This window comes from Brevundimonas sp., assembly GCF_035561115.1.
Lineage (GTDB): Bacteria > Pseudomonadota > Alphaproteobacteria > Caulobacterales > Caulobacteraceae > Brevundimonas.
Map to the genome: position 1 here is coordinate 33888 of NZ_DATMYH010000060.1, position 22329 is coordinate 56216.

The window sequence follows — 22329 nt, forward strand, 5'->3', positions numbered from 1 at the left end:
GGCGCCCGGCGTTGCTGTTGCAGCCGCTCATCCTGCCCGGGCCTGCTGCGGGCCGCCGCCTCGCCGGCAATGTCGGGTTCCCGATCGCGGGACAAAGGTCCGCTTGCGGGCCAGGGCAGGAGGTCCGCCCGGCGTTCCTGACTTCTGGCGGTCGCCGGGCCCTACCAGGCCATGCTGACGCCGGCCCTGCCCGCGACCACGCCGGTCCGGAAGCCTACGCCCGCACCGACATTGAAGCTGACCCTGTCGCTGACCCGGCCGATGGCGCCGAAGCCAGCGGCGTTGGCCCCGTCGAAGTGACCGAGGTTGGCCGATATGGCGAAGCGCTGGCCGGCCTGCAGCACCTGGGCGCCCCCGAGCGCCAGGGCCATGGCGATGCCGTCGGCCTGACGGTCGAAGGTGTCGGTGGTCACCTTCCAGCGCTGGTCGAACTCGGTCTCCAGCCCTTCCAGCCGGTCGAACCACGGGTTCATGTCCATGGTCGCCAGGTTGCCGAGGCTGTCGGCGGTGACGACCCAGGTGTCGCCGCTCTGGGCGGACCGGCTCTCATCCGAGGTGACGCCGGCCAGGGTGTAGGTGGCCCGGGCCCCGCCGATGGCGACCTGGTTGGCGCGGGTGGTGGCGACGCCCTGGCCGATGGCCATGCTGTTGACGTAGGCTGCCGTAGAGCCCTGCCCCAGGGCGGTGCTCGAGCCTCCGCTGGCCACCGCGCCCTGTCCCAGCGCGGTCGAGAGGTCGCCGGTCGCCCCGGCGTTGCCGCCAACGGCGGCGCCGTGCTGTCCGGAGGCCAGGGCCATATAACCGATCGCAGTGGTCGGATCGCCAATCGCCCGGGCGCCGGCGCCGACCGCGGTCGCTCCGGGCTGGCTGGCTACCGAGCCGGCGCCGACGGCGGTGGCTCCGGCGCCGGTGGCGGTTCCGGTCCCGGCCGCCAACCGCGCGACCTCGGCCTGCAGCGGTCCGATCATCGCCTGCAGCGCGGCGAGTTGGGCCTGCAGCGCGGCGATCTCCGCCGCGTTGCCGCCGCCGCTTCCGCCGCCAGCGCCCGCCTGCAGCGTGGCGATGTCGGTGGTGTTGCTCTCGACCCGGCCGCTCAGCGCGGTCAGGGCGCCGCCGACATTGTTGTGAGCGCCGCCGAGGACGACATAGTTCGGCGCGGCGAAGACGCCGGTGGCGGCGTTATAGGCCGCGCCGCCGCCGAGGCTGGCGGCCATGGCCTGGCCGTTGGCGGCCACGGTTCCGTTGGTCGCGAACAGCTGGGCGCCGGTGACCGCCTCATCGCTGGTTCCGGAGAGGTCGGCGGCGGCCACGCCCTTCAGCGTCCGCTTGCCGGCCGTCCCCTGGACATCGACGCTGGTCCCCCCGGTGGTCGCCGCCACGGTGATCGCCCCGGTCCCCGGATCCTGGATGACCAACCCCGCCCCGACGGCGCCCAGACGTCCGCGCAGATCGACAATGTCGCTCTCAGCGGTCGTCACCCGCCCGCCCAGCGCGCCAAGCGAGATCTCGGCCGTTCCCAGGCGGCCGTCGAGAGCCGAGGCGAACTGGTTGGTCGCGAAGAGCTGGCCGGTGGTGACCGCGTCGGTCCCGCCCGCCGCGACGACGCCGTCGGCGAGCCCGGTGATCCGCCGGGCGCCCGCGGTCCCGGAGACGTCCATGACCGTTCCGCCGGCGCCGCCGGCCACGCTCAGGGCCAGGGTTCCGGCATCCTGGGTGACCAGCCCCCCCGCGCCGCTGGCGACCACCGCCTCGAGGGCGTCGATGTCGGCGGTGTTGGTCGTCACCCGCATGCTCAGGCCGGTCAGGGCGCCGCCGACATTGTCGTAGCTCACGCCCAGCACCGAATAGCTCGGCGCCGTCAGAAGACCGTCGGCGTCCACGCCCGCTCCGCCGCCGAGGGCCGAAACGACCCGGTCGTTGGTGGTCGCGATGTCGGCGGTCGCGCTGGCGATGCCTGTCGTGTTGAGGGCGATGGCCCCCTCGGCCGTCCCCACCCGGCCGCCGAGCGAGGTCAGCGACGTCTCCGCCGTTCCCAGCCGGCCGTCGAGCCCGGCCGCGAACTGGTTGGTCGTGTACAACTGGCCGCCGGTGACGGCTTCGGCGCTCCCCGCCGTCAGGGCGCCGTCGGCGACCCCCGCCAGGGTCCGGACCCCCCCGGTCCCGGAGATGTCGATGCCGGTTCCGCCGGATGCGGCGGCGACGGTGATCAGGTCGGTCACCGGGTCCTGAATCACCAGCCCCGCGCCCACCGCGCCGATCTGGCCGCGCAGGTCGACGATGTCGCTCTCCGCCGTCGTCACCCGGCCGCCCAGGGCGGTCAGCGAGGTTTCGGCGGTCCCCAGCCGGGTGTCGAGCCCCGCCGCGAACAGATTGGTCGTGTACAGCTGGCCGCCGGTGACGACGTCCGTACCGCCCGAGACCAGGCTTCCGGCGGCGACGTTGACGATCCGGCGCTCGGCCCCGACCGCCCCGACCGACAGGGTGTTGTCAGCACTGGCCACGGAGCCCGAGCCGAGGGCGATGGCGCCGACGCCGCTGGCGCTGCTGTTGTAGCCCAGCGCCAGTCCGCCCTCGGCGCCGGCGTTCGCCCCGAATCCCAGCGCCACGCCCCGCAGACCGCCGACAGCGCTGTTGGCGCCCAGGGCCAGACCGCCGACCTGGGTCACGGCGGCGTTGGCGCCGAAGGCGAGGCCGTGGTTGGCGCTGGCGGTCGCGTCGTTGCCGAAGGCGATGGCGTTGCTGCTCGCGGCCCCGCTGCTGATGCCGATGGCGATGGCGTAGTTCCCCGTCGCCGATGCGCCGGAGCCGCCGGCGAAGCTTGCGATGCCGCCGGCCACGGCGCCGGGGCCGATGGCGGTGCTCTGGCTGGCGTTCGAGAGCGCCTGATAGCCCACGGCCACGCCATTGGAGAAATTCGTGCGGGCGGACTCGCCGATCGCGACGCTGGAATCGGCGCTGGCGAGGGCCAGATTGCCGATCGCGATCGACCGGTCGCCGTCGGCGCCGATCCTCGCCCCGACGCCGATGGCCATGGCGTAGTCCGCGCCCGCGTCGACGGACGCCCCGCCGCCCACGCTGTCGGAGCCACCGATGGCGATGCCGCCGACGCCCGCCGCCGTCGATCTGGCGCCGAGGGCCACCCCGCTGAGGCCCGAGGCCTCGGCCTCGGCTCCGAGCGCCGTCGCCGCGGCCGCGTTGGCCCGGGCCTGGTCGCCTATGGCGATGGCCTGACCCTGGTTGAGGGCGGCCGCCCCGGCCTGGGCGCCCGTGCCGATGGCGATGGTGTCGTCGTTGGCGATGCCGTTCAGAGCGTCGCCGCCGGCCTTCGCGCCCATGCCGATGGCGACCGACTCGATGCCCATGCCGACCGAATCCTGACCGACGGCCACCGAGGAGGTGCCGGCGGCCCGGGCCCCGTAGCCGGAGGCCAGCGCGCCTTCGCCATCGGCGCGGCTCGAGGCCCCCATCGCGGTCGCATAGAGGGCGCTGGCGCTGCTGTCGTAACCCAGCGCCATCGCCACCGCGGACGTGGCGTTGGCGGCCCGGCCCAAGGCGATGGCGCCGACGTCGCTGGCGGCGCTGTTATGGCCGAGGGCGACCGAGTCCGCGCCGCTGGCGGTCGCGCCGGACCCGAACGCGGCGGCGAAGGTTCCGCTCGCCTCGCTGTCTTCGCCGACGGCCACGCTGTCCTGGGCGGTGGCCGTCGATCCGAAGCCGAGCGCCACGCCGTTGAAACCGCTGGAGACGCTGTCCGTGCCGATGGCGACGGCGCCGATGCCAGTGGCCTGGGCGCCGTCGATCGAGCCGTTGAGGCCGCCGCCCAGCGCCAGAGCATGTTCGGCCCCCGCGTGGGCGCGAGCGCCGACGGCCGTGCCGCGCGCGCCGTCGACGCTCGACCCTGGGCCGAGGGCCACGCCGCTGACGGCCTGGACGCCGGCCCCCGTCCCGATGGCCACGCCGTTGGTCTGACTCACGAAGGCGGAGCCGCCGAACGCGATGGCGCCGACGCCGCCGGCGGCGCTGTTCTGGCCGATCGATATCGCGCTGGTCGACACGGCCTCAGCGCCCGTGCCGATGGCGATGGTGTTCTGCTGGCTCGCGAGGGCGCTGCCGAGGGCGACGGCGCCGGAGCCGCCGGCGTCGGCCCCCGAGCCCAGGGCGGTGGCGTTGACCCCGGCGGCGGTGCTGTTCAGGCCGACGGCCGTGGCGCCCGTGTTGGCGGCTTCGGCGTTTGAGCCCACGGCGGTGGCGTTCTGGTGCGTGGCGTTGGCCGAATAGCCGACCGCCGTCGACTGTCCGCCGCTGGCCGTCGCCAGGGGACCGCAGGCGGTGGCGTTGGCGCCGGACGCGGTCCCGCTGGAGCAGGTCGCCTGCGCCGCGGCGGATGTCGGCAGGACCGCCCAGCCGCAGAGGATGGCGGCGCCGGCTGCGCCCGCGAGCAGGCCGCCCCGCAGGCGCGGAAAGCGGAAGGGCGCGGCGGCTACGGGTCGCCGGGGTCCCAAAACGGTCATTGCAGGCAGCCCTTCCCGAGAAAGGCCGATAATCAATATCGCTTGTCCGCGGCCCTCAACTGTAGAAAATTGGGTGTTTTTCGAGGGTCATGATGGCGTTGGATGACGGGACGGGTTCAGGCGACGGACGTGCCGATCCGCGCCTCCTCGTAGCCTCTCCCGCGGCCATCTCGACGATGCGGGCCGAGCCCGGATTTGACGAAGCCGCCCGGATTTGCGCCGCCAACGTCATTGGCCTTTACCGCGACAGCGGCCTCCTGAACCTGGTGATCAACGACCAGGGGCGGGTCGTGATCGGCTGGTTCGCCATCTACCTGAACCTGTCCGGCGGAGAAGGGCTGACGCTGTCGCGCATCATCGCCCTGTGCAAACGCCACCGCGTCTGCAGCGCGGGACGGGCCGCCGCCATCGTCGGACTGATGCGGGCGACGGGCTATCTCGCCCCCGTCCCTTCGGGTGACCGTCGCGAACGCCGGCTGGCGCCGACCGAGCGGCTGATGAACGGCCAGTGGGAACGCTGGCGCTGCGTCCTCGCCGCCCTGGCCCACCTCCGGCCCGCCGCCAGGCGCTCCCTGGCCGCCATGGGCGATCCCGCCTTCGATCGGTCGCTGGTCAGTGACCTGTTCGATCACTACCTCGCCGGGTTCCGACTGATCGGCGCCAACGTCACGGAATTGAGCCTGATCGGGCAGCGCAAGGCAGGGATCGTGATCCTGTTCAGCCTGTTCGCCGCCCGCCGGCCAGGCGAACGCGGCGAACAGGTGGCGGACCTGTCGGTCTCCGAACTGGCGCGGCGTTTCCATGTGTCCCGCGCCCACGTCATCAGCGTGTTGCGCGACGCCCAGGAGCAGGGACTGCTGCACCGCGGGCGGATGGAGGGTGATCCGGTGGTGGTGCTGCCGCCGCTCGTCGAGGGGGTGGGCAAATTCCTGGCCTCCAGCTTCCTGCTGATGGACCATTGCAGCCGGCGCGCCCTCGACGCCGCTACCCGGTGAAGCCGGTCTGGTTCGCCCATCACCCCTGGCGTCAGACCTCGCGAACCGCTGAAACAGCCGGTCCTCGAACGCCTCGGAAACACCGGGCCGTCGTCGCGCACGGTAAGCGGGCCAGGGACTACGACAGTGTTCAACAAGCATCGGCACGGATACAGCTGAGGGTAGTTAAGCGTGTTCGGTGCGAGAAACTTCACCGGGTCTCATTAGTCTCAGCCAATGAACACCAAGTCGCGTTTGCTGGGTCTGGCTTTTGCATCGGCTGACATCCTGATTGAACTGGATCAGGAAGGCAGGATTGTCCTCGCGATCGGCTCCCCGCCCGCGCCTGACTGTGCGGCTCCCGAAAGCTGGCCGGGTCGCCATCTGTTGGAGTTTTTCGGCAAGGCCAGCCGGGCCGCCTTCGATACAGCCGTGGAAGGTCTGGCGGTCGGAGTCCGATCTCCGACCGCGGAAGTCCTGCTGATATGCGACGAGGACCGGGTTCGACGCGCCCGCATACGCGCCTTCCGTCTGCCGGAACTCGCCCCGGCGCTTTCTTGCGCGATTACATTTGAAGGCAGCCCCTTCAGCTTGACCGTGCCGCAGTCACCGCCGCTGCTTACGGGAGACGGCTTTCTGGAGCGGGCGCGAGCTACGCTCGACAAGGCGGCCGCCAGAGGGCCCATGGCGATCGCCTTCGTCGACGTTTCCGGCCTCGATTCCGTTGCCGGCGAGCGCGGTCAGCGCGCGACGGCCCGTGTCCAGGCGGCGTTGCAGACCGCATCCATCGACGGGTCATCCGCGACGCGCTTGTCCCCGGAGCGCTTTGCCTTGCTGAAAGACGGCGCGGACGGACGCGACCTCGCCACCGAGGTCCGGGAGGCCGCGGCCGCAGAGGGTCTGGATCTGTCATCCCGCGCAACCGAGGCCCCGATTGCGGTCGGCGCCGATCCGGTGAGTATTCTCAAGGCGTTGCGCTTCACAATTGAGGGGTGCCTGCGCGATGGCGGCCTAGACAGGCCAGAGCAGGCGTTCTCGGAAGCGCTGAAGAACACCTTGCGCGACGCATCCCGGTTTCGCGTCATGGTGAAGGCGCGTCAGTTCGCCCTGCACTACCAGCCGATCGTCGATCTGCGCACCGGCGTGGTCCACCACTTCGAGGCGCTGGCGCGCTTCGGTGATACGGCCCCGGCAAACGTGATCCACATGGCGGAAGAGCTTGGACTGATCGAGGAATTCGATCTGGCCGCGCTGGAGAAGGTCGTTCGCAAAATCCGTCAGCCCGGAAACGGCCTGATCAAGGTCGCAGTGAATGTTTCCGGAGCATCCCTGGCGACCGATGCATACGTGAACGCACTGCTGCATCTGACCGCCGCGGACCCGGGTGAACGCCGTCGCCTCATGATTGAAGTGACAGAAACCGCCGCTCTGGCCGACATCGACGCCGCTGACCGTCGCCTGCGCGCATTGCGACGGTCGGGCGTGAAGGTTTGTATCGACGACTTCGGCGCCGGTTCGGCGACCTTTGACTATCTGCGGGGGCTCTCCGTCGACTCGGTAAAGATCGACGGCAATTTCATCCGTGACCTGGAGGCCGATCAGCGCGTCCGCACCGTGGTCACCCATCTTGTGGAGCTATGCGCGTCTCTGAACCTGACCACGATCGCCGAGATGGTCGAGACCGAAGCGGTCGCCGAACTCGTTGGGTCCATGGGAGTGGACTATGGCCAGGGCTGGCACTTTGGTCGTCCCACCCCGCAACCCGTGACCGCCCAGCCCGACAGAAGTCGCGGCGCCCCCCGACGGCTCGGAGCCGTCAGCAGTTGGGGATGAAGAAATTTCCGGACCGGCAGCCCTGACGCCCGCCGACCCGCGCTCCCGGGATCAATGATCTTCGGATTATTGCAGGGCGCCGGAGAACCAGCCGCCCTTGGCGGCGAGAGTTGCGAGCGCCGCCACGTTGGGCGCCCGGGTCTTGCGCAGGATGTTGCCCCGGAACACATCCACCGTGCGGGGGCTGATGCCCAGAACCAGAGCGGCCACCTTGCTGCTGGCGCCATTGACCAGGTGGGACAGCACCTCCCTTTCGCGTCGCGAAAGCGACCCCAGTCTTGCAGCGGCATCGGCGTCTTCGGTAGCCGGCCCGGACACGGACGAACGGGCCGCGAACGCCGCGTCGATCATCTCTACGAGGGCCGGGGGAGATATCGGCTTCTCAAGAACGGTGCAGGCCCCCGCCTTCATGGCCGCGACCGCCATGGGCACGTCGGCGTGACCGCTGATCACGATGACCGGCCAATGGCGCCGACCACTGGCGGTCAGGCGTTCGACGAGGGCGAGACCGGAAAGGTCCGGCATGCGGACGTCAGTCACCACGCAGCCAAAGCCGACCTCGTCGAGAGCGCCGAGAAAGGCTCGTGACGACCTGAAAATCGTCACGTCGAAGCCTGCGACATCAAGCACGGCCTCCAGCGAAGCAAGCACTGCCGTGTCGTCGTCTATGACGAAGACCCGCCCCCTAGACATATTCACTATCCATCAACGTGCAGGAAAAGCCTGCTCCTCCCAGGGAACTGGCCTCCGTGCGAATTTCGCCGCCGTGCGCCTCGACGATGGTGCGGCAGATCGACAGCCCCAGCCCCATCCCGCCGACCTTGGTGCTCGCCAGCGGCACGAACAGGCGGTCCGTCATCTCGGGCGCGACGCCAGGACCATTGTCCTCGACCAGGATGCGATAGCCTCGCTCAGTGGACAGGCCGGAGATCATCACCCGCCGCCGCCTGTCCGTGACGGGAGCATCGAGGGCGTTCCGGACCAGATTGAGAACCAGTTGCTGTATCTGGACACGATCACACCGGACCACGTCCTCCGGAGACACCTCGATCAAGATCTCGGCGTCGGTCTCCCGGGCGCTGAGAACGAGAATCGGCATGATCTCCGCCACCACCTCCGCCATGACCTCAGGGGCCTGAAAGCCGGTGTCATGGGACATCAGCGATCTCAGGCGGCGGATCACGTCCGCGGCCCGTTCCGCCTGCCCCTGGGCTCTCTCGATGTAGTTGGTGATCTTGGTTTGGTCGGGCGAGTCCCGCGCCACCAGGGTCTTGGCGGCATCAAGAAAATTGATCACCGCCGACAATGGCTGGTTGAGCTCGTGGGCCACCATCGAGGCGATTTCACCCAGGGAGTTGAGGCGCCAGTTGTAGGTAATCTGGAACTGCAGATCCTGCACGGCTGTCTGGGCCGTCACGATCGGGGTTACGTCATTGATGAACATCGTCAGGAAATCTTCGTCCCGCACCGAAAACGGCGCGACCCGGACGTCCACGAAGGCCTGCCCCCCCAACGCGCCCTGCGCTCGCAGGTGAACGCCGTCCCCCGCGCTGCGGCTGCGGGCGTTGAAGCCGGCGATCTCCTCGGGAGAGGTAAGACAGGGGAGTTCGAGATCATCGATGAACTGGGCGATTTGCAACGCCGGTTCGCAGGTCAGGGAGCGACCGAAGAAGGCGTCAGCCGTGGTATTGGAGCTTCTGATCGCCCCCGTCCGATCGACAGCCACAACCGCCATCGGCGCATCGACCAGGATGCTTCTGGCAAACGACGCTTCCACTCTGTCTTCTTCCCACCGGCATTGCATCCGATGAGGGTTGCCACCCGTCGCCACAACGCACCATTGAGGAATTGTACGCATACTGACGTTAAGACGAAATTGCGTTCTAAGCGGAAACGCCTACGTGCGTCCGCGAGACGGCAGGCGATTTTCAGCGCCGGGACCTCGATGTCGGAGGCAAGGTGGAGATCGCCGTCGAGAGGGCTGCGATGTTGCGCGAATCCATCTTGCGAAGGATCCGGCCGCGAAACACATCGACGGTTCTGGGGCTGATCCCCAGGATGGCTCCGCAGGCCCGGTTGGTTGCTCCGGCGACCAGATGTTCAACGACCTCCTTCTCCCGGGGCGTGAGACTCGCGTATCGTCTCTCGACTTCGCTCAGGGGGATTTCGGCCGGCGGGGCCAGCCGGCCGGATGCCGATTCCACCGCCGCGACGAGCTTCCGCGGGTGGAATGGCTTCACGAGGAAATCCAGCGCCCCGGCATGCATGAGCTCTATGGCGTCAGACACATCGGCGTGCCCGCTGATAACGACCGTCGGCCAGGCGGGTGTGGAGGCCGCAAGCTGGCGGACCAGGGTCAGGCCATCCATTGTGGGCATGCGCAGATCCGTCACCACGCAGCAGACGGCGAGTGATTCCCTGGTCGCAAGGAAGTCCTCGGCCGATGTGAACGCATGGACGGCGTAGCCGGCCGTTTCGAAGACCGCCTCAAGCGACGCCAACACCGAGTCGTCATCATCGATGAGGACGACCGTCGGGGGCAAATCTCGCTCCTGTGAACTGCAAGTCGCGAGAAGAAGTTTCGAACCTATCTCGTTACTCCACGTCAAGAAAAGTAAGCGCTTTTACGTAGCGCAGGTCCCGTCACGCCTGATTTCGGGGATCGCGCGTGCACTCCGTGTGGGCGCTGATCCGGGCCGCGCACTGGTCGATACCGGCGATCAGGGTCCGGAGGTCTTCAGGCGGGACCGCGTTTCGGCGAACGAGTCGGACAAGACTGACCGCCGGCGTCAGCGATCCCTCCAGCCAGACATCCGCGGCCATCAGGGCTCCGACGAGGCGGCCGACAGCGTAGAGGCTATCCGGGAGACCTTCGATATCGACCGTTGCGCAACACCCGAGCATCTCATTGATCAGCTGATGGATGGTGCGCAGTTCCGCGGGCGTCGGTCGCCGACCAGGGTCCGCAGTCATCTCCGTAAGCACGGCGATCGCCAGGTCGATCCGGTCGAGGCACTGCTCCGCCAGACCGGTCAAGTTGTGCCGGGCCTGATCGATCGCCTCTTCAATCCGGATGCCGCCCGGTCTCTGGTATTCGCGTTGAAGAGCGGTGCGAATCTTGCGGATGACGACGCTCAAAGCGAAAGCCTCTGAGGTTTGACGAGCCCATCGAGTTCTTCCTGGCTCATGTTGGCGCCGGTCGGTTCACTCAGGACCCCGCTCCTGTCCACCTTGCGGCGCCCGGCGGGAACCTCGGCGGGCATCCCCTCGAACTTGAAGCGCCGGTCGGGCCCGGTATAGGTTTCCGCCTCAATGAACGCCCGGTCGGCGCCCGCGACCCAGAGGATCCGCTGCATCAGGACGGCCGGGGACAACGGCTTGGTGAGGACGAAACTCGATCCGCAATCCCGCGCGTTCAACACCTCGGGCTCGACGGCGTGGCCGGTAACGACGAACACCGGGGCGTGGCAGTTGGGTTCGTCTCCGGAGAGTCGGAGCCACCGGACGAAATCGTTTCCGCTCTCGTCGCCCAACTGGGCGTCGCAAAGGATGAGATCGATCGTATGCTTCTTGAGGATCGCCTTGGCTTCGTCGGCGGTCGGCGCACGAAATATCCGGTCCACGCCGAAGCCGAGGAGCGTTTGACTCAGGATGTCGAGCCCCTGGGCGTTGCTGTCGACGCACAGAGCCTTGAGCGCCCGAAGATTGATGCGGGGGCCGGCTCGCGTCGGCTTTGGTTCCGTCACCACAGCTCGCACTCCCCCGTCAGCGCCGCTTCCAGAGCGACGCCGCCCTTGAAGCGGTGCGACAGTCCGCTCAATGTCGAGGCCTCCGCCGCCGCCCGGACCCGGCCTGTATCGAGCGAGCCCCCATTGGCGGCGGCGGCCATTGAAAGCCGCCCGCACAGAACAGCCATCTGTTCGATGTGCTGAACCAGGGCGTCCAGTTGCTGAACCTCGATCAGCGCTTCGTTGGGCCGGGGATGGCATTCCAGAATCTGGCCGGCGAGATGCTGCAGGCCCTCGCCCGCAAGCGCCCAGCACGCCAGTTCGTCCGACAGGCCGAGGAACAGGTTTTCAAGAGTGGTGTCCGTGGTCATCTCTCAGCCTCAGTCAAACAGTTCGACGGCGCCGCTATCGCGGGCCGGGGCTCGCACCATGACGACCCGCTCGCGCGCGATGACTGCGGCGTCCTGAACCAGATGTTGTGCAGCCGCGCCGGTCGAGGGGGTGTAATGGATCCGCCGAGCGAGCATGCCGCCCAGACTCTCGCTGACGATGGGAATGCCGTCCTCGTGCAGGAAACGGCGGACGAACTCGGCGTTCTTGCCGCCGATGTCATTGAAGCCGGCCGTCATTCGCGCGCCGCCGAACACCTTGGCCTCCAGCCGGTCCCGGCGGGCGCCGAGCGCCAACAGACCATTGATCAGCAGTTCCATCGCCTGGGCGCCGTAGCGCCGATCGCCGGCGCCGCCCCCCGGCGCCTCCGGCAACAGGAAATGGTTCATGCCCCCGACGCCGACGAGCGGGTCACGGATACAGGCCGCGACGCACGAGCCGAGGATGGTCGAGAACACCACAGACCGATCTCCGGTGACATGATGGGACCCCTGCCCCACGTGGACCCGCCGCTCGGAAATCTGCTGCAGGGCGTCGCCCATCAGGTCAGGGCCCCGTAGACCGCTTCGATCTTCTGCCGAAGCATCGCCACGGTGAAGGGTTTGACCAGATAGTTGTTCACGCCGAACTGCTGGGCGCGCTGGACCAGGTCGCTGTCGGCGCGACCGGTCAGCATGATGAAGCCCGTATTCTTGAGTGCGGGGGTCGCCCTGACCGCCCGGAGGAAGTTCAGGCCGTCGAGCTTGGGCATGTTGTAGTCGGAGATCACGAGATTGCTGCGGTGGAGGAGAAGCGCGCGCAGGCCGGCCTCTCCGTCCACGGCGTCCTCGACGTCCGTAATGCCGATTTCCTTGAGACCGATCCTGACGAGTGAGCGGATCGTCTGCTGATCGTCGACGACCAGGACGCGAAGGGATGATGCGGCTGGCATCTAGCGAGCTCCGGGAGAGATTGAGGCGGCGGAAAGGGCCGCGGCGGCGATCCGCGGCAGCGCGAGCTGACGGCCGACCCCGCCGATTTCAAAGGCGGCGCGAGGCATGCCGAAGACCACCGACGTGTCCTGATCCTGACCGATGGTCGCGGCGCCGGCCTGGCGCATCGCAAGCAGGCCGGCGGCGCCGTCCTTGCCCATACCGGTCAGGATCACTCCGACCGCGCGGGCCCCTGCTGAAGCAGCGACGGAGCCGAAGAGGGCGTCGACCGACGGCTTGTGACCGCTGATCGGGCCATCGTCGCCGAGGGTGCATCTGAGCGTCCGCCCGCCGGCGATGCGCAGGTGCCGGTCACCGGGAGCCAGATAAACCTGGCCTACGGTGAGTTCGGCCCCTTCTTCCGCGACGCTCACCGCAGGCGCGCTCAGCCGGTCCAGCCGGGACGCGAGGCTGGCGGTGAAGGTCAACGGCATGTGCTGGGTGATGACGGTGGGCGGGCAGTTCCCTGGAAAGGCCGTGATGACCTTGATCAGAGCCTCCACCCCGCCTGTCGAGGCGCCGATGGCCACCACGGCGCCGGAGGGCTTGTAGTCAGACCCGATCTCGGAGGACCGACCCGGCGCGGCCGCGGGTTGAAGCCGGGCCATCGCCGCCACCCTGACCTTGGCGGCCAGGTCGCGGAAGCCTTCGCCGCCGCCCCCGGGCTTGCCGATGCAGTCGACCGCCCCGAGCTCAAGCGCGGCGACCGAGATGTCGGCGCCCCTCTGGGTCAGGGTCGAAACCATCACCACGGGGATGGGCCGCAGCCGCATCAGCCGCTCCAGAAACTCCAGGCCGTTCATGTTCGGCATCTCGATGTCGAGCGTCACGACGTCAGGATTCAGCGCCTTGATCGCGCTGCGCGCTTCGATGGGGTCCGCGGCCTGGCCAACCACGTGCAAGTCGGGATCGACGCGCAGGGCGTCGATGATGAGGGCGCGCATCGTCGACGAGTCATCGACGACGAGGACTCTGATCGCCGCGCTCATGATGAACCCTTGAGGCGATAGATGGTCAGACCCGCGGAGACGAGCTCGGGAATGAGCGATCGCTCGGAATGGCCGATGTAAAGGCGGCCATCGGCGGTCAGTCTCTGGGCGAAGCGGGTGAACAGCCGGGTCTGGGTCGGCTCGTCGAAATAGATGGCGACGTTCCGACAGAAGATGGCGTCGAACTTGCCGCGCATCGGCCACTCTTCCATGAGGTTGAGCGATCCGAAGCTGATGATTTCGCTCACGGCCGGCGTGACCTTCCAGGATCCGCCCGAGGCGGTCAGGAACCTGGCGCGCAACGCCGCGGCGATGGGTTCGACGTCGCCGGCGTTGTAGATTCCGCGGCGAGCGTGCTCGACCACGAGCGGATCGATGTCCGTGGCCAGGATGCGGAAATCATGGCGCCCCGCGTCCGGAAAGGCCTCGAGGACCGTCATGGCCATCGAATAGGGCTCATGGCCCGCCGAGCAACCCGCCGACCACAGGCGCACGCGACCGCCCGCCTTCGCCTTCTCGATCAGGGGCGGCAGCAGATCGCTCGCCATGTGCTGGAAATGGTGAGGCTCGCGGAAGAAGCGCGTGACGTTGGTGGTCAGCGCACTCAGCATGGCGGCGTGTTCGGGATGATCCGGATCGGACTTCAGCAGACTGCAATAGTCGCGGAAGCTGTCGAGGCCGAGCTTGCGAACCCTCTTGGCGATGCGGGAATAGACCAGCGTCGCCTTGGCGTCGGCCAGATGGATGCCTGACGCGGCGTACAGCAGGTCCGCGATCGCGCGGAAGTCCGCCGCGGTGAACGGAAACTCGCCGTCATGGGAGCCCGCATCCGACGCGCTGGCCGCCAGCGCGGTCACGCCGCCTCCTGCGCGATTTCGTCGGGCAGCAGCCCGTCGAGAGAGATCAGGCTGATCATCTCGCCGTCGACGGCGATGATGCCTTTGACGAAGGCGCGGACGACCTCGCAGGCGATGTCCGGCGTCGGCTGGATCAGCTCCTCGCCCACCGTCAGGATGTCGGAAACGGCCTCGACCAGCAGGCCGACGGTCTTGCGATCGATCCTGGCGACGATGATGACATGGCGGGCGGACGGGGCGCTGACGGGCAGGCCGAGGCGGGCGCCGAGGTCGATGATCGGCAGGACAGTGCCGCGGAGGTTGATGACGCCCCGGACGAAAGGCGGCGACTGCGGCAGCGGCGTCGCCGGCGCCCAGCCCCGGATTTCCAGGACCGAGCGAATGTCGACGCAGTATTCCTGGGCGCCCATGCGGAAGGCGACGAGTTCCCGACGGGGGGTGGCGACGGAGGTGTTGAGGGTCGCGGACATCGGTCAGCTCGCTATGGCAAGGGGAATGGAGGAGATCGGCGCGGTGCGCTTGCGAAGCGTGATCAGGGCGTCGACATCGAGGATCAGAGCCACCCGGCCGTCGCCCAGAATGGTCGCCGCCGCGATGCCGTCGACCTGCTGGTAGTTCAGCTCCAGGCTCTTGATGACGACCTGGCGCTGGCCCTGGATGGCGTCGACCCGAAGGGCGGCCAGCCCGCCCATGCCGCTCTCGACCAGCAGGGTGACGCCGGGACCTTCGTGTGTCCCGGGCCAGCTCATGGCCTCCGCGACATCGATCAGGGGGACATAGGCGCCCCGGACCGACAACACGCTGCCTTCGGGTCCCAGGGCTTGAACATCCCCCGGCTTGGGCTGGAGGGATTCCACGATCGCCGTGATCGGAACCACCAGCGTCTGCTCGCCCACCGTGACCACCATGCCGTCCAGGACGGCCAGTGTCAGCGGCAGGCTCATGGTGAAGGTCGATCCCAGCCCCGGCCGGGATACGATGGTGATGCGGCCGCCGAGGGCCTGGATCGACCGCTTCACCACGTCCATGCCGACGCCCCGGCCCGAGACGTCGGAAATGGTTTCGGCCGTCGAAAAGCCGGGCGCAAAGATCAGGTTGTCGACCTCTTCATCGGTCAGGACCGTTTCGGGTTCGATCAGGCCGCGCTTGACGGCGATATCGCGAACACGCTCACGGTTGATGCCGCGGCCGTCGTCCGAAATCTCGATGACGATCCGGCCCGAGCGGTGCAGGGCGGCCAGCTTGATGACCCCCTCTTCGGGCTTGCCCGCCGCTCGTCGTTCCTCCGGCGTTTCCAGGCCGTGGTCGATGGCGTTGCGCAGCATATGGGTCAGCGGTTCGGCCAGACGCTCGATCACGGTCTTGTCGACTTCGGTGCCTTCGCCCTCGGTGACCAGCCTGACGCGCTTCCCCGTCATGGCGGCGACTTCCCGCGCCAGGCGCGGCATCCGCTGGAAGACCGATTTCACCGGCTGGGCGCGGATGGCCATGACGCTGTCCTGGATCTCCCGCGTCAGCTGTTCGAGATCGTCGAGGCCGAGCGCGATATTCGAGGACCGCGCAACGCCCGATTCCATGACGCGCTGGGCCAGCATGGCCTGGTTGATGACCAGTTCGCCCACAAGGTCGATCAGCCGGTCGACCCGGTCGAGATCGACGCGGATCGTCGCCTGCGCGGGAGCTTCGGCGCCCCGTGTGTCGTTCGCGGGGGTCGTGTCTCCGGCCGGGATCCGGTCTTCCGCGGGCTTCTGCTCAAACGGCGCGACCATCGGATCCAGTGGCGGGAGAACCTCGACCGCAGGCAGGGGCTCTGCGGGTTGATCGGCCGCGACGGGCGCGAGGGGTTCAATCGGCTCGACACTGAAGACGCAGTCTCCGTCCACGAACTCGAAGACGTCGACGATCCTTTCCCGGGTGACGCCGGGGGCCGTCAGGACGCCCCTCCAGGTCAGATAGGCGCCCAGCGGGTCGAGGCTGTCCAGGGGCGGCAGGGCGCTGAGGTCGCACACGACGGAAAATTCGCCCAGGCGGGAAAGCTCGCGGATCAGCGGAATCGCGTCGTTGGCGTTGCGGTACATCACGTCCTTGGGCGTGAAGCAGACCTGCCAGTCCGGCTCCTGTTCCGTCGGCTCCGGATCGAGAGAGATCATCATCGGGCTGAAACCGAAATCGTCCTCGGCCGGCGCGGGCGAGGCCGCCTGCGCGGCGTGCGTTTCGGTCATCAACGCCTCCAATTCGGCGACGATCAGCCCCTCGCCGCCTCCCAACGGCGCGCCGCCGGCCTTGGCGGCGTTGACGTGATCCGCCAGATGATCGGCGGCCCGCAACAGCACCTTGATGACCTCCGGCTCGGCCGCCACGGATCCACTGCGAACCGCGTCCAGCGTTGTTTCGAAGACATGGGCGAACCGCACGAGAGGCTCGAGCCCGAACGCGCCAGCGCCGCCCTTGACCGAATGAACGGCGCGGAAAACGGCGTTCACGGTCTCGTCGTCGCCGCCGCCCGTTTCGAGCGTCAGCAGTCCCCCTTCAAGGTCGCCGAGCAGCTCGTCGCATTCCTGGAAAAAGGTGACCTTGATGGCTTCCATCGGATCCATGATCTGATCCTCAGTTCGCGACGCGGCGGATCGCGTCGATCAGCTTCACCGGATCGAACGGCTTCACGATCCAGCCGGTCGCCCCGGAATCCCGCGCGCGCTGCTTCTTGGTTCCGTCGCTTTCGGTGGTCAGGACCAGGATCGGGGTCGACCTGTGGCGCTCGGTCCGGCGGACCCCCTCGATGAAGCCGAAGCCGTCGAGGTTGGGCATGTTGATGTCGGTGATGATGACGTCCGGGTCGCTTCGCCCCAGCACGTCCAGCCCGTCCACCCCGTCGACGGCCTGAACGACCTCGAACTCGTCGCCTGCCAGGGCCAGTCTCAGCATGTCCCGCATGGTGCGCGAGTCATCGACCGTCAAAATCATCATGCTCACGCTGCAGTCTCCTCTTGGCGGTCGAGGACGGACGCACAGCCGAGTTGGTCAAATGCGGTCCTGACAGCCTCGCTCGGGTCCAGAATTCGCAGGCGGAAGCCGTCCTCGCGCCAGGAGGCGAAGGCCGACAACACCAGCTGCAGGGCCTGGGCCCCGAACCGGTCGACCTGGGAGGCTTCCAGGTCGAGGTCCGCGCCGCGCCGGCTCGCCAGGTCGCTGTGCGTCCCGGGGAGGGTGGAGGCGTCCATCCGGGCTGGAAGCACGAAGACGGGCGGCAGATGGGAGCTCATCAGAACTGCTCCCACTGCGGCTCGGCGCTCTGGGCCAGCGCCGCGCCGCCGCCCGCGACCCGGCGGATCGGGGCTGCGGCCGGCGTCGCGCCGGACTGGCGTGCGAAGTCAGCGATCCGGGATTGCGCCTGACGGACCACGTTGGATTTGGACTTGCCTGCCCGGGATGCACCGCGGCCGTCTTCCGACACGTGGAACTTGCCGACCAGGGCGGCCAGTTCCTCGGCTTCCTGGGACAGGTTGTGGCTGGCCGCAGTCGACTGTTCGACCATGGCTGCGTTCTGCTGGGTGGTCTGGTCCATCTGGTTGACGGCCGTGTTCACCTGGCTCAGCGCCGTGGCCTGCTCCTGGGCGGAAGCCGTGATCTCGGCCATCAGACCGTTGATCTCCGAGACCCGTTCGACGATGGCGGTCAGGGCTTGCCCCGTTTCGCCGACGAGGCCGACGCCATCCTTCACATGGCTGCTGCTGGCCGCGATCAGTCCCTTGATCTCCTTGGCCGCCTCGGCCGAGCGTTGGGCAAGGGCCCGCACCTCGGACGCCACGACCGCGAAGCCCCGGCCTGCGTCGCCGGCCCGCGCCGCTTCAACGCCGGCGTTCAGGGCCAGCAGGTTGGTCTGGAAGGCGATCTCGTCGATCACGCCGATGATCTGGCTGATCTGGTCGGACGAGCGCTCGATCTCGCCCATCGCGGCCACGGCGCGGCCGACGACGATGCCGCTGTCTTCCGCCGCGGCCTTGGCCCCGGTCACGACCGTGCCGGCCCGTTCGGCGCCCTCGGCCGTCCGCTTCACAGTGGCGGTGATCTCGTCCAGCGCCGCCGCCGTTTCCTCCAGCGTCGCCGCCTGTTGTTCGGTGCGGCGCGACAGGTCGTCCGCCGCCTGGCTGATCTCGCCGGCGCCGGACTGCATGGCCGAAGCATTGGCGCCGATCACGCCCATCGCTTCTTCCAGCTTGTTCATGGCCGCGTTGAAGTCGGTCTGCAGCCGTGCGTATTCGCCCGGGAAGGTCATGGTGATCCGGTGGGCGAGGTCGCCGGCGGCCAGAGCGCTCAGGCCCGACGCGGTTTCATTGACGACCTCGCTCTGCTCACGAGCAGCCGCCGCGTCCGCTTCAGCCCGCTGTTCCCGCTCCAGCTCGGCGGCCGTGACGTCGGTCGCGAACTTGACGATCTTGTAGGGCTTGCCGTCAGCGCCCAAGATCGGATTGTAGCTGGCCTCGATGACCGCCTTGGCGCCGCCCCGACCGTAGCGGGTGAACTTTTCGGCGATCACTTCCCCGGCGTTCAGGCGACGCCAGAACTCGGCGTACTGGGGCGAGGACGCGTAGTCGCGGTCGACGAACATCTGGTGGTGTCGCCCCTGAATGTCGGACAAGGAATAGCCGAGCACCCGCAGGAAATTCTCGTTGGCGGTCAGTACATTGCCGCCGAGATCGAACTCGATGATGCCCATGGCGCGATTGGCGCCGGCCAACATGGCCCGGGCGTCGTTGACCGCGATGGCCGAAGCCTCCAGAGCGATGGCCTGCTCCTTGAAAATCTGGACCGATTGGCTCATGGCGCCGATCTCGTCGCGCCGCTCCAGTCCGCCGACCTCAACCGTCAGGATGCCGGCGGCGAGGTCCTTCATCACCTTCGTCAATGACACCAGCGGACCGGCGATGGCGCGCGTGATCAACCAGCCGAGAAGACCCGCCGACAGTGCGGCGAGAACGGCGCCGACTACCAGATAGATGCTCGCGCTCTTCACCGATGCCTCGAGGTTCTTGCTCGTGACGGTCCGGGCGGCCACCGCGGTGTCGACCAGGGTGTCGAGAGCATCCTCGGCCGGCCCGATAGCCGCGTCGGCGACGCCGTCCCTGCCCACGAGGGCGGCCGCAGCCGTGATGTCGCCGCCGGCGACGACGGCCTTGCCGGCGTTCTCGACCAATCCGTACCAGGCCGCGGTCGCCTTCTCGGCGGCCTCGATCCGGGCAAGGCCGACGGTGTCGCCCGCATAGGACTCACGGGCTGCCGCCAGATCTTTCAGATAGTTCTCATTGTGGCTGGCGAGCCGCTCAAGATAATAGGGATCGCCACTGATGACGAAGCCGCGGAAGCTGTTTTCCTGGCGCGCCATGTAGAGCTTGGCGCTGCGCAGGCGGCCAAGAGAATCTGTCTGCGCGGCAAGTTCGGTTCGCCCGGCGTCGATCGAGCGAAGCTCGCTGACTGCGACCCCGCCCACGATCGCGGTGATCAAGGCCATGAACCCGAAGGCCGTGGCGAGCTTGTGTCCGATTTTCCAATTGGAGAACTGCATGGTGCGATCCTTGATTGCGCGCCGTGAGGCTTAGAAGCTGTAGGAGAGGGAGGCGACGAGGCGGCTTTCGTAGCGGCTGCCCAGGTCATGCCCGTCGGTGTCGTACCAGCGCAGATCACCCGAAATGGCAGGGGAGAACTTGTGCTTCACCCCGACATTCCATGCGTCGTAGTCCACGCCGCTTTCGATGCGGCGCAGGCCGTAGGCCGCGCTCAACTTGTCCCGGGGTGTAAGCTTGACCGTCGCCTGGGCTTCCGACCACCAGGCCGCGTCACCGGCCCCGTAGGTGTCCGGGGAATAGTTGACGCGGATACGTGCGCCGAGCTGATCGGTCAGGTCGCGCGAAACGTCCGCCTGAACCTCGACATAGGCGCTGTCGACCCCGTTGGTCTCGTGGGCCATCTGACGGTGCATCGCCTGGACGTCGACACCCCAGTCGCCGATGTCGCGTTGATAGCCGACCGCGGCGATGACCTCGGCGTCCGCTCCCTTGGAAGAGGTGGCCTGCGAGAAGAAGCCGCTGGCGTAGAAGCCGTTCGTCTCCCAGCGCATCGAGCCGAAGAACGCCGGATCCTCGTCGCTCTTGCCCAGGCCCTTCCCGGTGTACTCGCTGGCGACGCCCACCTGCCCCGAGATCGGGTCCGCGGATGCGGGTGCGGCCATGGCAAGGCAGCCGACGAAGGTCGCCGTAAGTATAGCCCCCCCTACCTGCGCCGGGGTGCGGCACTTTTTAGTATAAATGTCCATGATGCCCCTGAATCCCGCCGTCGATGCTTAAGATATGATTTCTATGCAATCGACGTGAGGACAGGTTTAGTCACGAACAATCAATAAGAAGTGTATCTCCACTGCCATAACTATATGCGTGAATACCTATACATAGGCATCTGAGCGGTCGCATTCCCGATTTTTTATAGGTGATTTTACTAGTTCATCGCTTCGAGAGCGCCCGGTCGCATTTTGACCGAAGTAGCGGTTCGAGAGGTCCGCTGTCGGCCAAGCTTCGAATCTCCGACGTCAGGCCGCCGTCAGCTTCAACGCACAGATTTCCGCTCGAACGGAGATCCCCAATGTCAGCTGCCCCCGCACCTTCGATCAGAACCGTCAAAACCTGGGACCTGGGCGTGCGCCTGTTCCACTGGCTGCTCGTCGTATCGGTCGCCCTGGCGTTCCTCTCATCTGAGGAGGAGAGCGCCCTTTCGGCCTGGCATATTCCCGCGGGCTGGGCCGCCGCGGTCCTGATCGCCTTCAGGCTGGTCTGGGGGTTTGTCGGGGGGGAGCACGCCCGCTTCGCGAACCTGATCCGCCCGTCGAGGATGGCGGGGCACGTCCGGGGCCTCTTCGCGGGCAGGGTCCACGCGTCGCTGGGCCATAATCCGCTGGGCGGGATCGCGGTGCTGGGGCTCCTCGCGTTGACGGCCGCGACGGTCTTCACCGGCGTCACGGGCGGCGAGGATTCGCACGAGGTCATCGCCTGGACCCTGCTGGCGATGATCGGCCTGCACGTCGCCGCGGTCGTCGCGATGTCGTTCCTGTCGAGAGACAATCTCATCGGCGCGATGATCACCGGCCGGAAGAAGACGACCCATTTCCCCGACGCCCGGGACGCCGCGCCGCCGGTTCGCCTCGCCGTGCCGCTGGCGGCGCTGGTCGTGGCCGGTTCCGCCTGGGCCGCGACCCGGATCGACCCCGCCGCCTTCACACCCGGCGCGCGCGCCGAGGCCGGAGAATCCGGGGAAGCAGGGGAAGAGCATGAGGCCGACGAGGACTGAGCGCGGCCCTGACGTCGTCGACGCCTGAACGACGACGTCAGGGCGTGGCCGGCTCAGGGCCGATCCGGGGCGGGCGAAGGAAAGCTGAGGATGAGTTCGGACTGGTCCTCGCGGGTCTCGATGCGTCCCCCATGGGCCGCCATGATGCGCGAGACGATGGCCAGCCCCAGCCCGGCTCCGCTTCCACTGGCGTGATCGCCCCGGCGATACCGCTGACTGAGTTCGGCCAGTCGCTCCGGCGCGAGACCGGGGCCGCCGTCGATCACCGAAAGCCTTGCTCCCGGGCCGGCCGTGACCGTGACCGCGCCTCCGGACGGCGTCACGCGAAGCCCGTTTTCCACCAGATTGCGCAGCGCGGCCGCGATGGCTTCCCGCCGGCCTTCGACGACCGCGGCGCGCTCGATCTCCAGAGCCAGGGCCTTGTTCTCACCGACGGCGAGGGCGGCGTATTGGGAGACGATGTCCGTCGCGATCTCCGCCAGGTCCACCTCGGTCGTCGCCGCCGGCGCGGCCGACTGGGCGTCCAGTTGCGCCAGCACCAGAAGCTGATCGACGAGGCGGGACATGGCGGCGACGTCCCGCTTCAGCCGCCGCCCATCCGCGGTGTCCAGCCTGTCCAGCTCCAGCGCCAGCACGGCGAGGGGCGTTCTCAACTCATGGGCGACATCGGCGGCGAAGGCCTCCTGGCGGCTCGCCGCCTCGTCAAGCCGCGCCAGCAGGCCGTTCACCGCGTCCGCGAAA

General features: G+C 68.0%; 21 protein-coding genes. 3 read left to right on the plus strand and 18 right to left on the minus strand.

What is annotated here, in order from left to right; all coding sequences use genetic code 11:
• Positions 1–161 precede the first annotated feature (161 nt).
• Positions 162–4511, minus strand: a complete 4350-nt coding sequence (locus VN378_RS07985) for a hypothetical protein (protein WP_325742650.1) — start codon at positions 4509–4511, stop codon at positions 162–164.
• A 176-nt stretch (positions 4512–4687) separates the two neighbouring features.
• Between VN378_RS07985 and VN378_RS07990 the strand changes: the two genes are divergently transcribed.
• Entirely contained in the window at positions 4688–5506 is an 819-nt protein-coding gene (locus VN378_RS07990) for a hypothetical protein (RefSeq protein WP_325742652.1), read from the plus strand.
• A gap of 216 nt (positions 5507–5722) precedes the next feature.
• Positions 5723–7318, plus strand: a complete 1596-nt coding sequence (locus tag VN378_RS07995; protein WP_325742654.1) for an EAL domain-containing protein — start codon at positions 5723–5725, stop codon at positions 7316–7318.
• Between the two features lie 66 nt (positions 7319–7384).
• Here the strand turns inward: VN378_RS07995 and VN378_RS08000 are convergent, their stop codons facing one another.
• The 16 genes from VN378_RS08000 to VN378_RS08075 form a co-directional block, all read right to left on the minus strand.
• Positions 7385–8011: a response regulator transcription factor gene (locus VN378_RS08000; protein WP_325742656.1), complete on the minus strand. Its 627-nt coding sequence runs from the start codon at positions 8009–8011 to the stop codon at positions 7385–7387.
• Positions 8004–9095 (minus strand): sensor histidine kinase, encoded by a 1092-nt coding sequence (locus tag VN378_RS08005; protein WP_325742658.1) that lies wholly within the window; start codon positions 9093–9095, stop codon positions 8004–8006. Before VN378_RS08005 ends, VN378_RS08000 begins: the two co-directional genes overlap by 8 nt.
• A 151-nt stretch (positions 9096–9246) precedes the next feature.
• Complete coding sequence (locus tag VN378_RS08010; protein WP_325742660.1) at positions 9247–9861, minus strand: response regulator transcription factor; 615 nt, start codon at positions 9859–9861, stop codon at positions 9247–9249.
• A 100-nt stretch (positions 9862–9961) separates the two neighbouring features.
• Entirely contained in the window at positions 9962–10456 is a 495-nt protein-coding gene (locus VN378_RS08015; protein ID WP_325742662.1) for a hypothetical protein, read from the minus strand.
• Positions 10453–11064, minus strand: a complete 612-nt coding sequence (locus tag VN378_RS08020) for a response regulator (RefSeq protein ID WP_325742664.1) — start codon at positions 11062–11064, stop codon at positions 10453–10455. The genes VN378_RS08015 and VN378_RS08020 overlap by 4 nt, the downstream gene beginning before the upstream one ends.
• Positions 11061–11417 carry a hypothetical protein gene (locus VN378_RS08025; RefSeq protein ID WP_325742666.1) on the minus strand — a complete coding sequence of 119 codons (357 nt, stop codon included), beginning with the start codon at positions 11415–11417 and terminating at the stop codon, positions 11061–11063. Before VN378_RS08025 ends, VN378_RS08020 begins: the two co-directional genes overlap by 4 nt.
• Positions 11418–11426: 9 nt before the next feature.
• A complete protein-coding gene (locus VN378_RS08030) occupies positions 11427–11978 on the minus strand; it encodes a chemotaxis protein CheD (RefSeq protein WP_325742668.1) in 552 nt (183 codons plus the stop codon).
• Positions 11978–12367, minus strand: a complete 390-nt coding sequence (locus tag VN378_RS08035) for a response regulator (protein ID WP_325742670.1) — start codon at positions 12365–12367, stop codon at positions 11978–11980. Before VN378_RS08035 ends, VN378_RS08030 begins: the two co-directional genes overlap by 1 nt.
• Entirely contained in the window at positions 12368–13396 is a 1029-nt protein-coding gene (locus VN378_RS08040) for a chemotaxis response regulator protein-glutamate methylesterase (RefSeq protein ID WP_325742672.1), read from the minus strand.
• Entirely contained in the window at positions 13393–14253 is an 861-nt protein-coding gene (locus tag VN378_RS08045; protein WP_325742674.1) for a protein-glutamate O-methyltransferase, read from the minus strand. The genes VN378_RS08040 and VN378_RS08045 overlap by 4 nt, the downstream gene beginning before the upstream one ends.
• Positions 14250–14723 carry a chemotaxis protein CheW gene (locus VN378_RS08050; RefSeq protein ID WP_325742676.1) on the minus strand — a complete coding sequence of 158 codons (474 nt, stop codon included), beginning with the start codon at positions 14721–14723 and terminating at the stop codon, positions 14250–14252. The genes VN378_RS08045 and VN378_RS08050 overlap by 4 nt, the downstream gene beginning before the upstream one ends.
• 3 nt (positions 14724–14726) lie before the next feature.
• Complete coding sequence (locus VN378_RS08055; protein ID WP_325742678.1) at positions 14727–16850, minus strand: chemotaxis protein CheA; 2124 nt, start codon at positions 16848–16850, stop codon at positions 14727–14729.
• 10 nt (positions 16851–16860) lie between these two features.
• Complete coding sequence (locus tag VN378_RS08060) at positions 16861–17220, minus strand: response regulator (protein WP_414642227.1); 360 nt, start codon at positions 17218–17220, stop codon at positions 16861–16863.
• Positions 17221–17222: 2 nt separating this feature from the next.
• A complete protein-coding gene (locus VN378_RS08065) occupies positions 17223–17516 on the minus strand; it encodes an STAS domain-containing protein (protein WP_325742681.1) in 294 nt (97 codons plus the stop codon).
• On the minus strand, positions 17516–19816 hold the full coding sequence (locus VN378_RS08070) for a methyl-accepting chemotaxis protein (RefSeq protein WP_325742683.1): 2301 nt from the start codon (positions 19814–19816) through the stop codon (positions 17516–17518). The genes VN378_RS08065 and VN378_RS08070 overlap by 1 nt, the downstream gene beginning before the upstream one ends.
• A gap of 30 nt (positions 19817–19846) precedes the next feature.
• The gene (locus VN378_RS08075; RefSeq protein WP_325742685.1) at positions 19847–20563 is read right to left on the minus strand and encodes a TorF family putative porin; all 717 of its coding nucleotides are present in this window, start codon (positions 20561–20563) and stop codon (positions 19847–19849) included.
• Between the two features lie 323 nt (positions 20564–20886).
• Here VN378_RS08075 and VN378_RS08080 point away from each other — a divergent pair, with 323 nt between their 5' ends.
• Positions 20887–21588, plus strand: a complete 702-nt coding sequence (locus tag VN378_RS08080) for a cytochrome b/b6 domain-containing protein (protein WP_325742687.1) — start codon at positions 20887–20889, stop codon at positions 21586–21588.
• A gap of 53 nt (positions 21589–21641) precedes the next feature.
• Here VN378_RS08080 and VN378_RS08085 read toward each other — a convergent pair.
• The coding region (locus tag VN378_RS08085; RefSeq protein ID WP_325742689.1) for a sensor histidine kinase at positions 21642–22329 on the minus strand (688 nt) is incomplete at its 5' end.

Excerpts from the sequence above, each read along its gene's own strand:
- VN378_RS08080 (WP_325742687.1), top strand. The coding sequence starts at position 20,887 with ATGTCAGCTGCCCCCGCACCTTCGATCAGAACCGTCAAAACCTGGGAC.
- VN378_RS07985 (WP_325742650.1), bottom strand. The coding sequence starts at position 4,511 with ATGACCGTTTTGGGACCCCGGCGACCCGTAGCCGCCGCGCCCTTCCGC.
- VN378_RS08075 (WP_325742685.1), bottom strand. The coding sequence starts at position 20,563 with ATGGACATTTATACTAAAAAGTGCCGCACCCCGGCGCAGGTAGGGGGG.
- VN378_RS08035 (WP_325742670.1), bottom strand. The coding sequence starts at position 12,367 with ATGCCAGCCGCATCATCCCTTCGCGTCCTGGTCGTCGACGATCAGCAG.
- VN378_RS08050 (WP_325742676.1), bottom strand. The coding sequence starts at position 14,723 with ATGTCCGCGACCCTCAACACCTCCGTCGCCACCCCCCGTCGGGAACTC.
- VN378_RS08060 (WP_414642227.1), bottom strand. The coding sequence starts at position 17,220 with ATGATGATTTTGACGGTCGATGACTCGCGCACCATGCGGGACATGCTG.
- VN378_RS08030 (WP_325742668.1), bottom strand. The coding sequence starts at position 11,978 with ATGGGCGACGCCCTGCAGCAGATTTCCGAGCGGCGGGTCCACGTGGGG.
- VN378_RS08040 (WP_325742672.1), bottom strand. The coding sequence starts at position 13,396 with ATGAGCGCGGCGATCAGAGTCCTCGTCGTCGATGACTCGTCGACGATG.
- VN378_RS08070 (WP_325742683.1), bottom strand. The coding sequence starts at position 19,816 with ATGCAGTTCTCCAATTGGAAAATCGGACACAAGCTCGCCACGGCCTTC.
- VN378_RS08025 (WP_325742666.1), bottom strand. The coding sequence starts at position 11,417 with ATGACCACGGACACCACTCTTGAAAACCTGTTCCTCGGCCTGTCGGAC.
- VN378_RS08000 (WP_325742656.1), bottom strand. The coding sequence starts at position 8,011 with ATGTCTAGGGGGCGGGTCTTCGTCATAGACGACGACACGGCAGTGCTT.
- VN378_RS07990 (WP_325742652.1), top strand. The coding sequence starts at position 4,688 with ATGCGGGCCGAGCCCGGATTTGACGAAGCCGCCCGGATTTGCGCCGCC.
- VN378_RS07995 (WP_325742654.1), top strand. The coding sequence starts at position 5,723 with ATGAACACCAAGTCGCGTTTGCTGGGTCTGGCTTTTGCATCGGCTGAC.
- VN378_RS08065 (WP_325742681.1), bottom strand. The coding sequence starts at position 17,516 with ATGAGCTCCCATCTGCCGCCCGTCTTCGTGCTTCCAGCCCGGATGGAC.
- VN378_RS08055 (WP_325742678.1), bottom strand. The coding sequence starts at position 16,850 with ATGGATCCGATGGAAGCCATCAAGGTCACCTTTTTCCAGGAATGCGAC.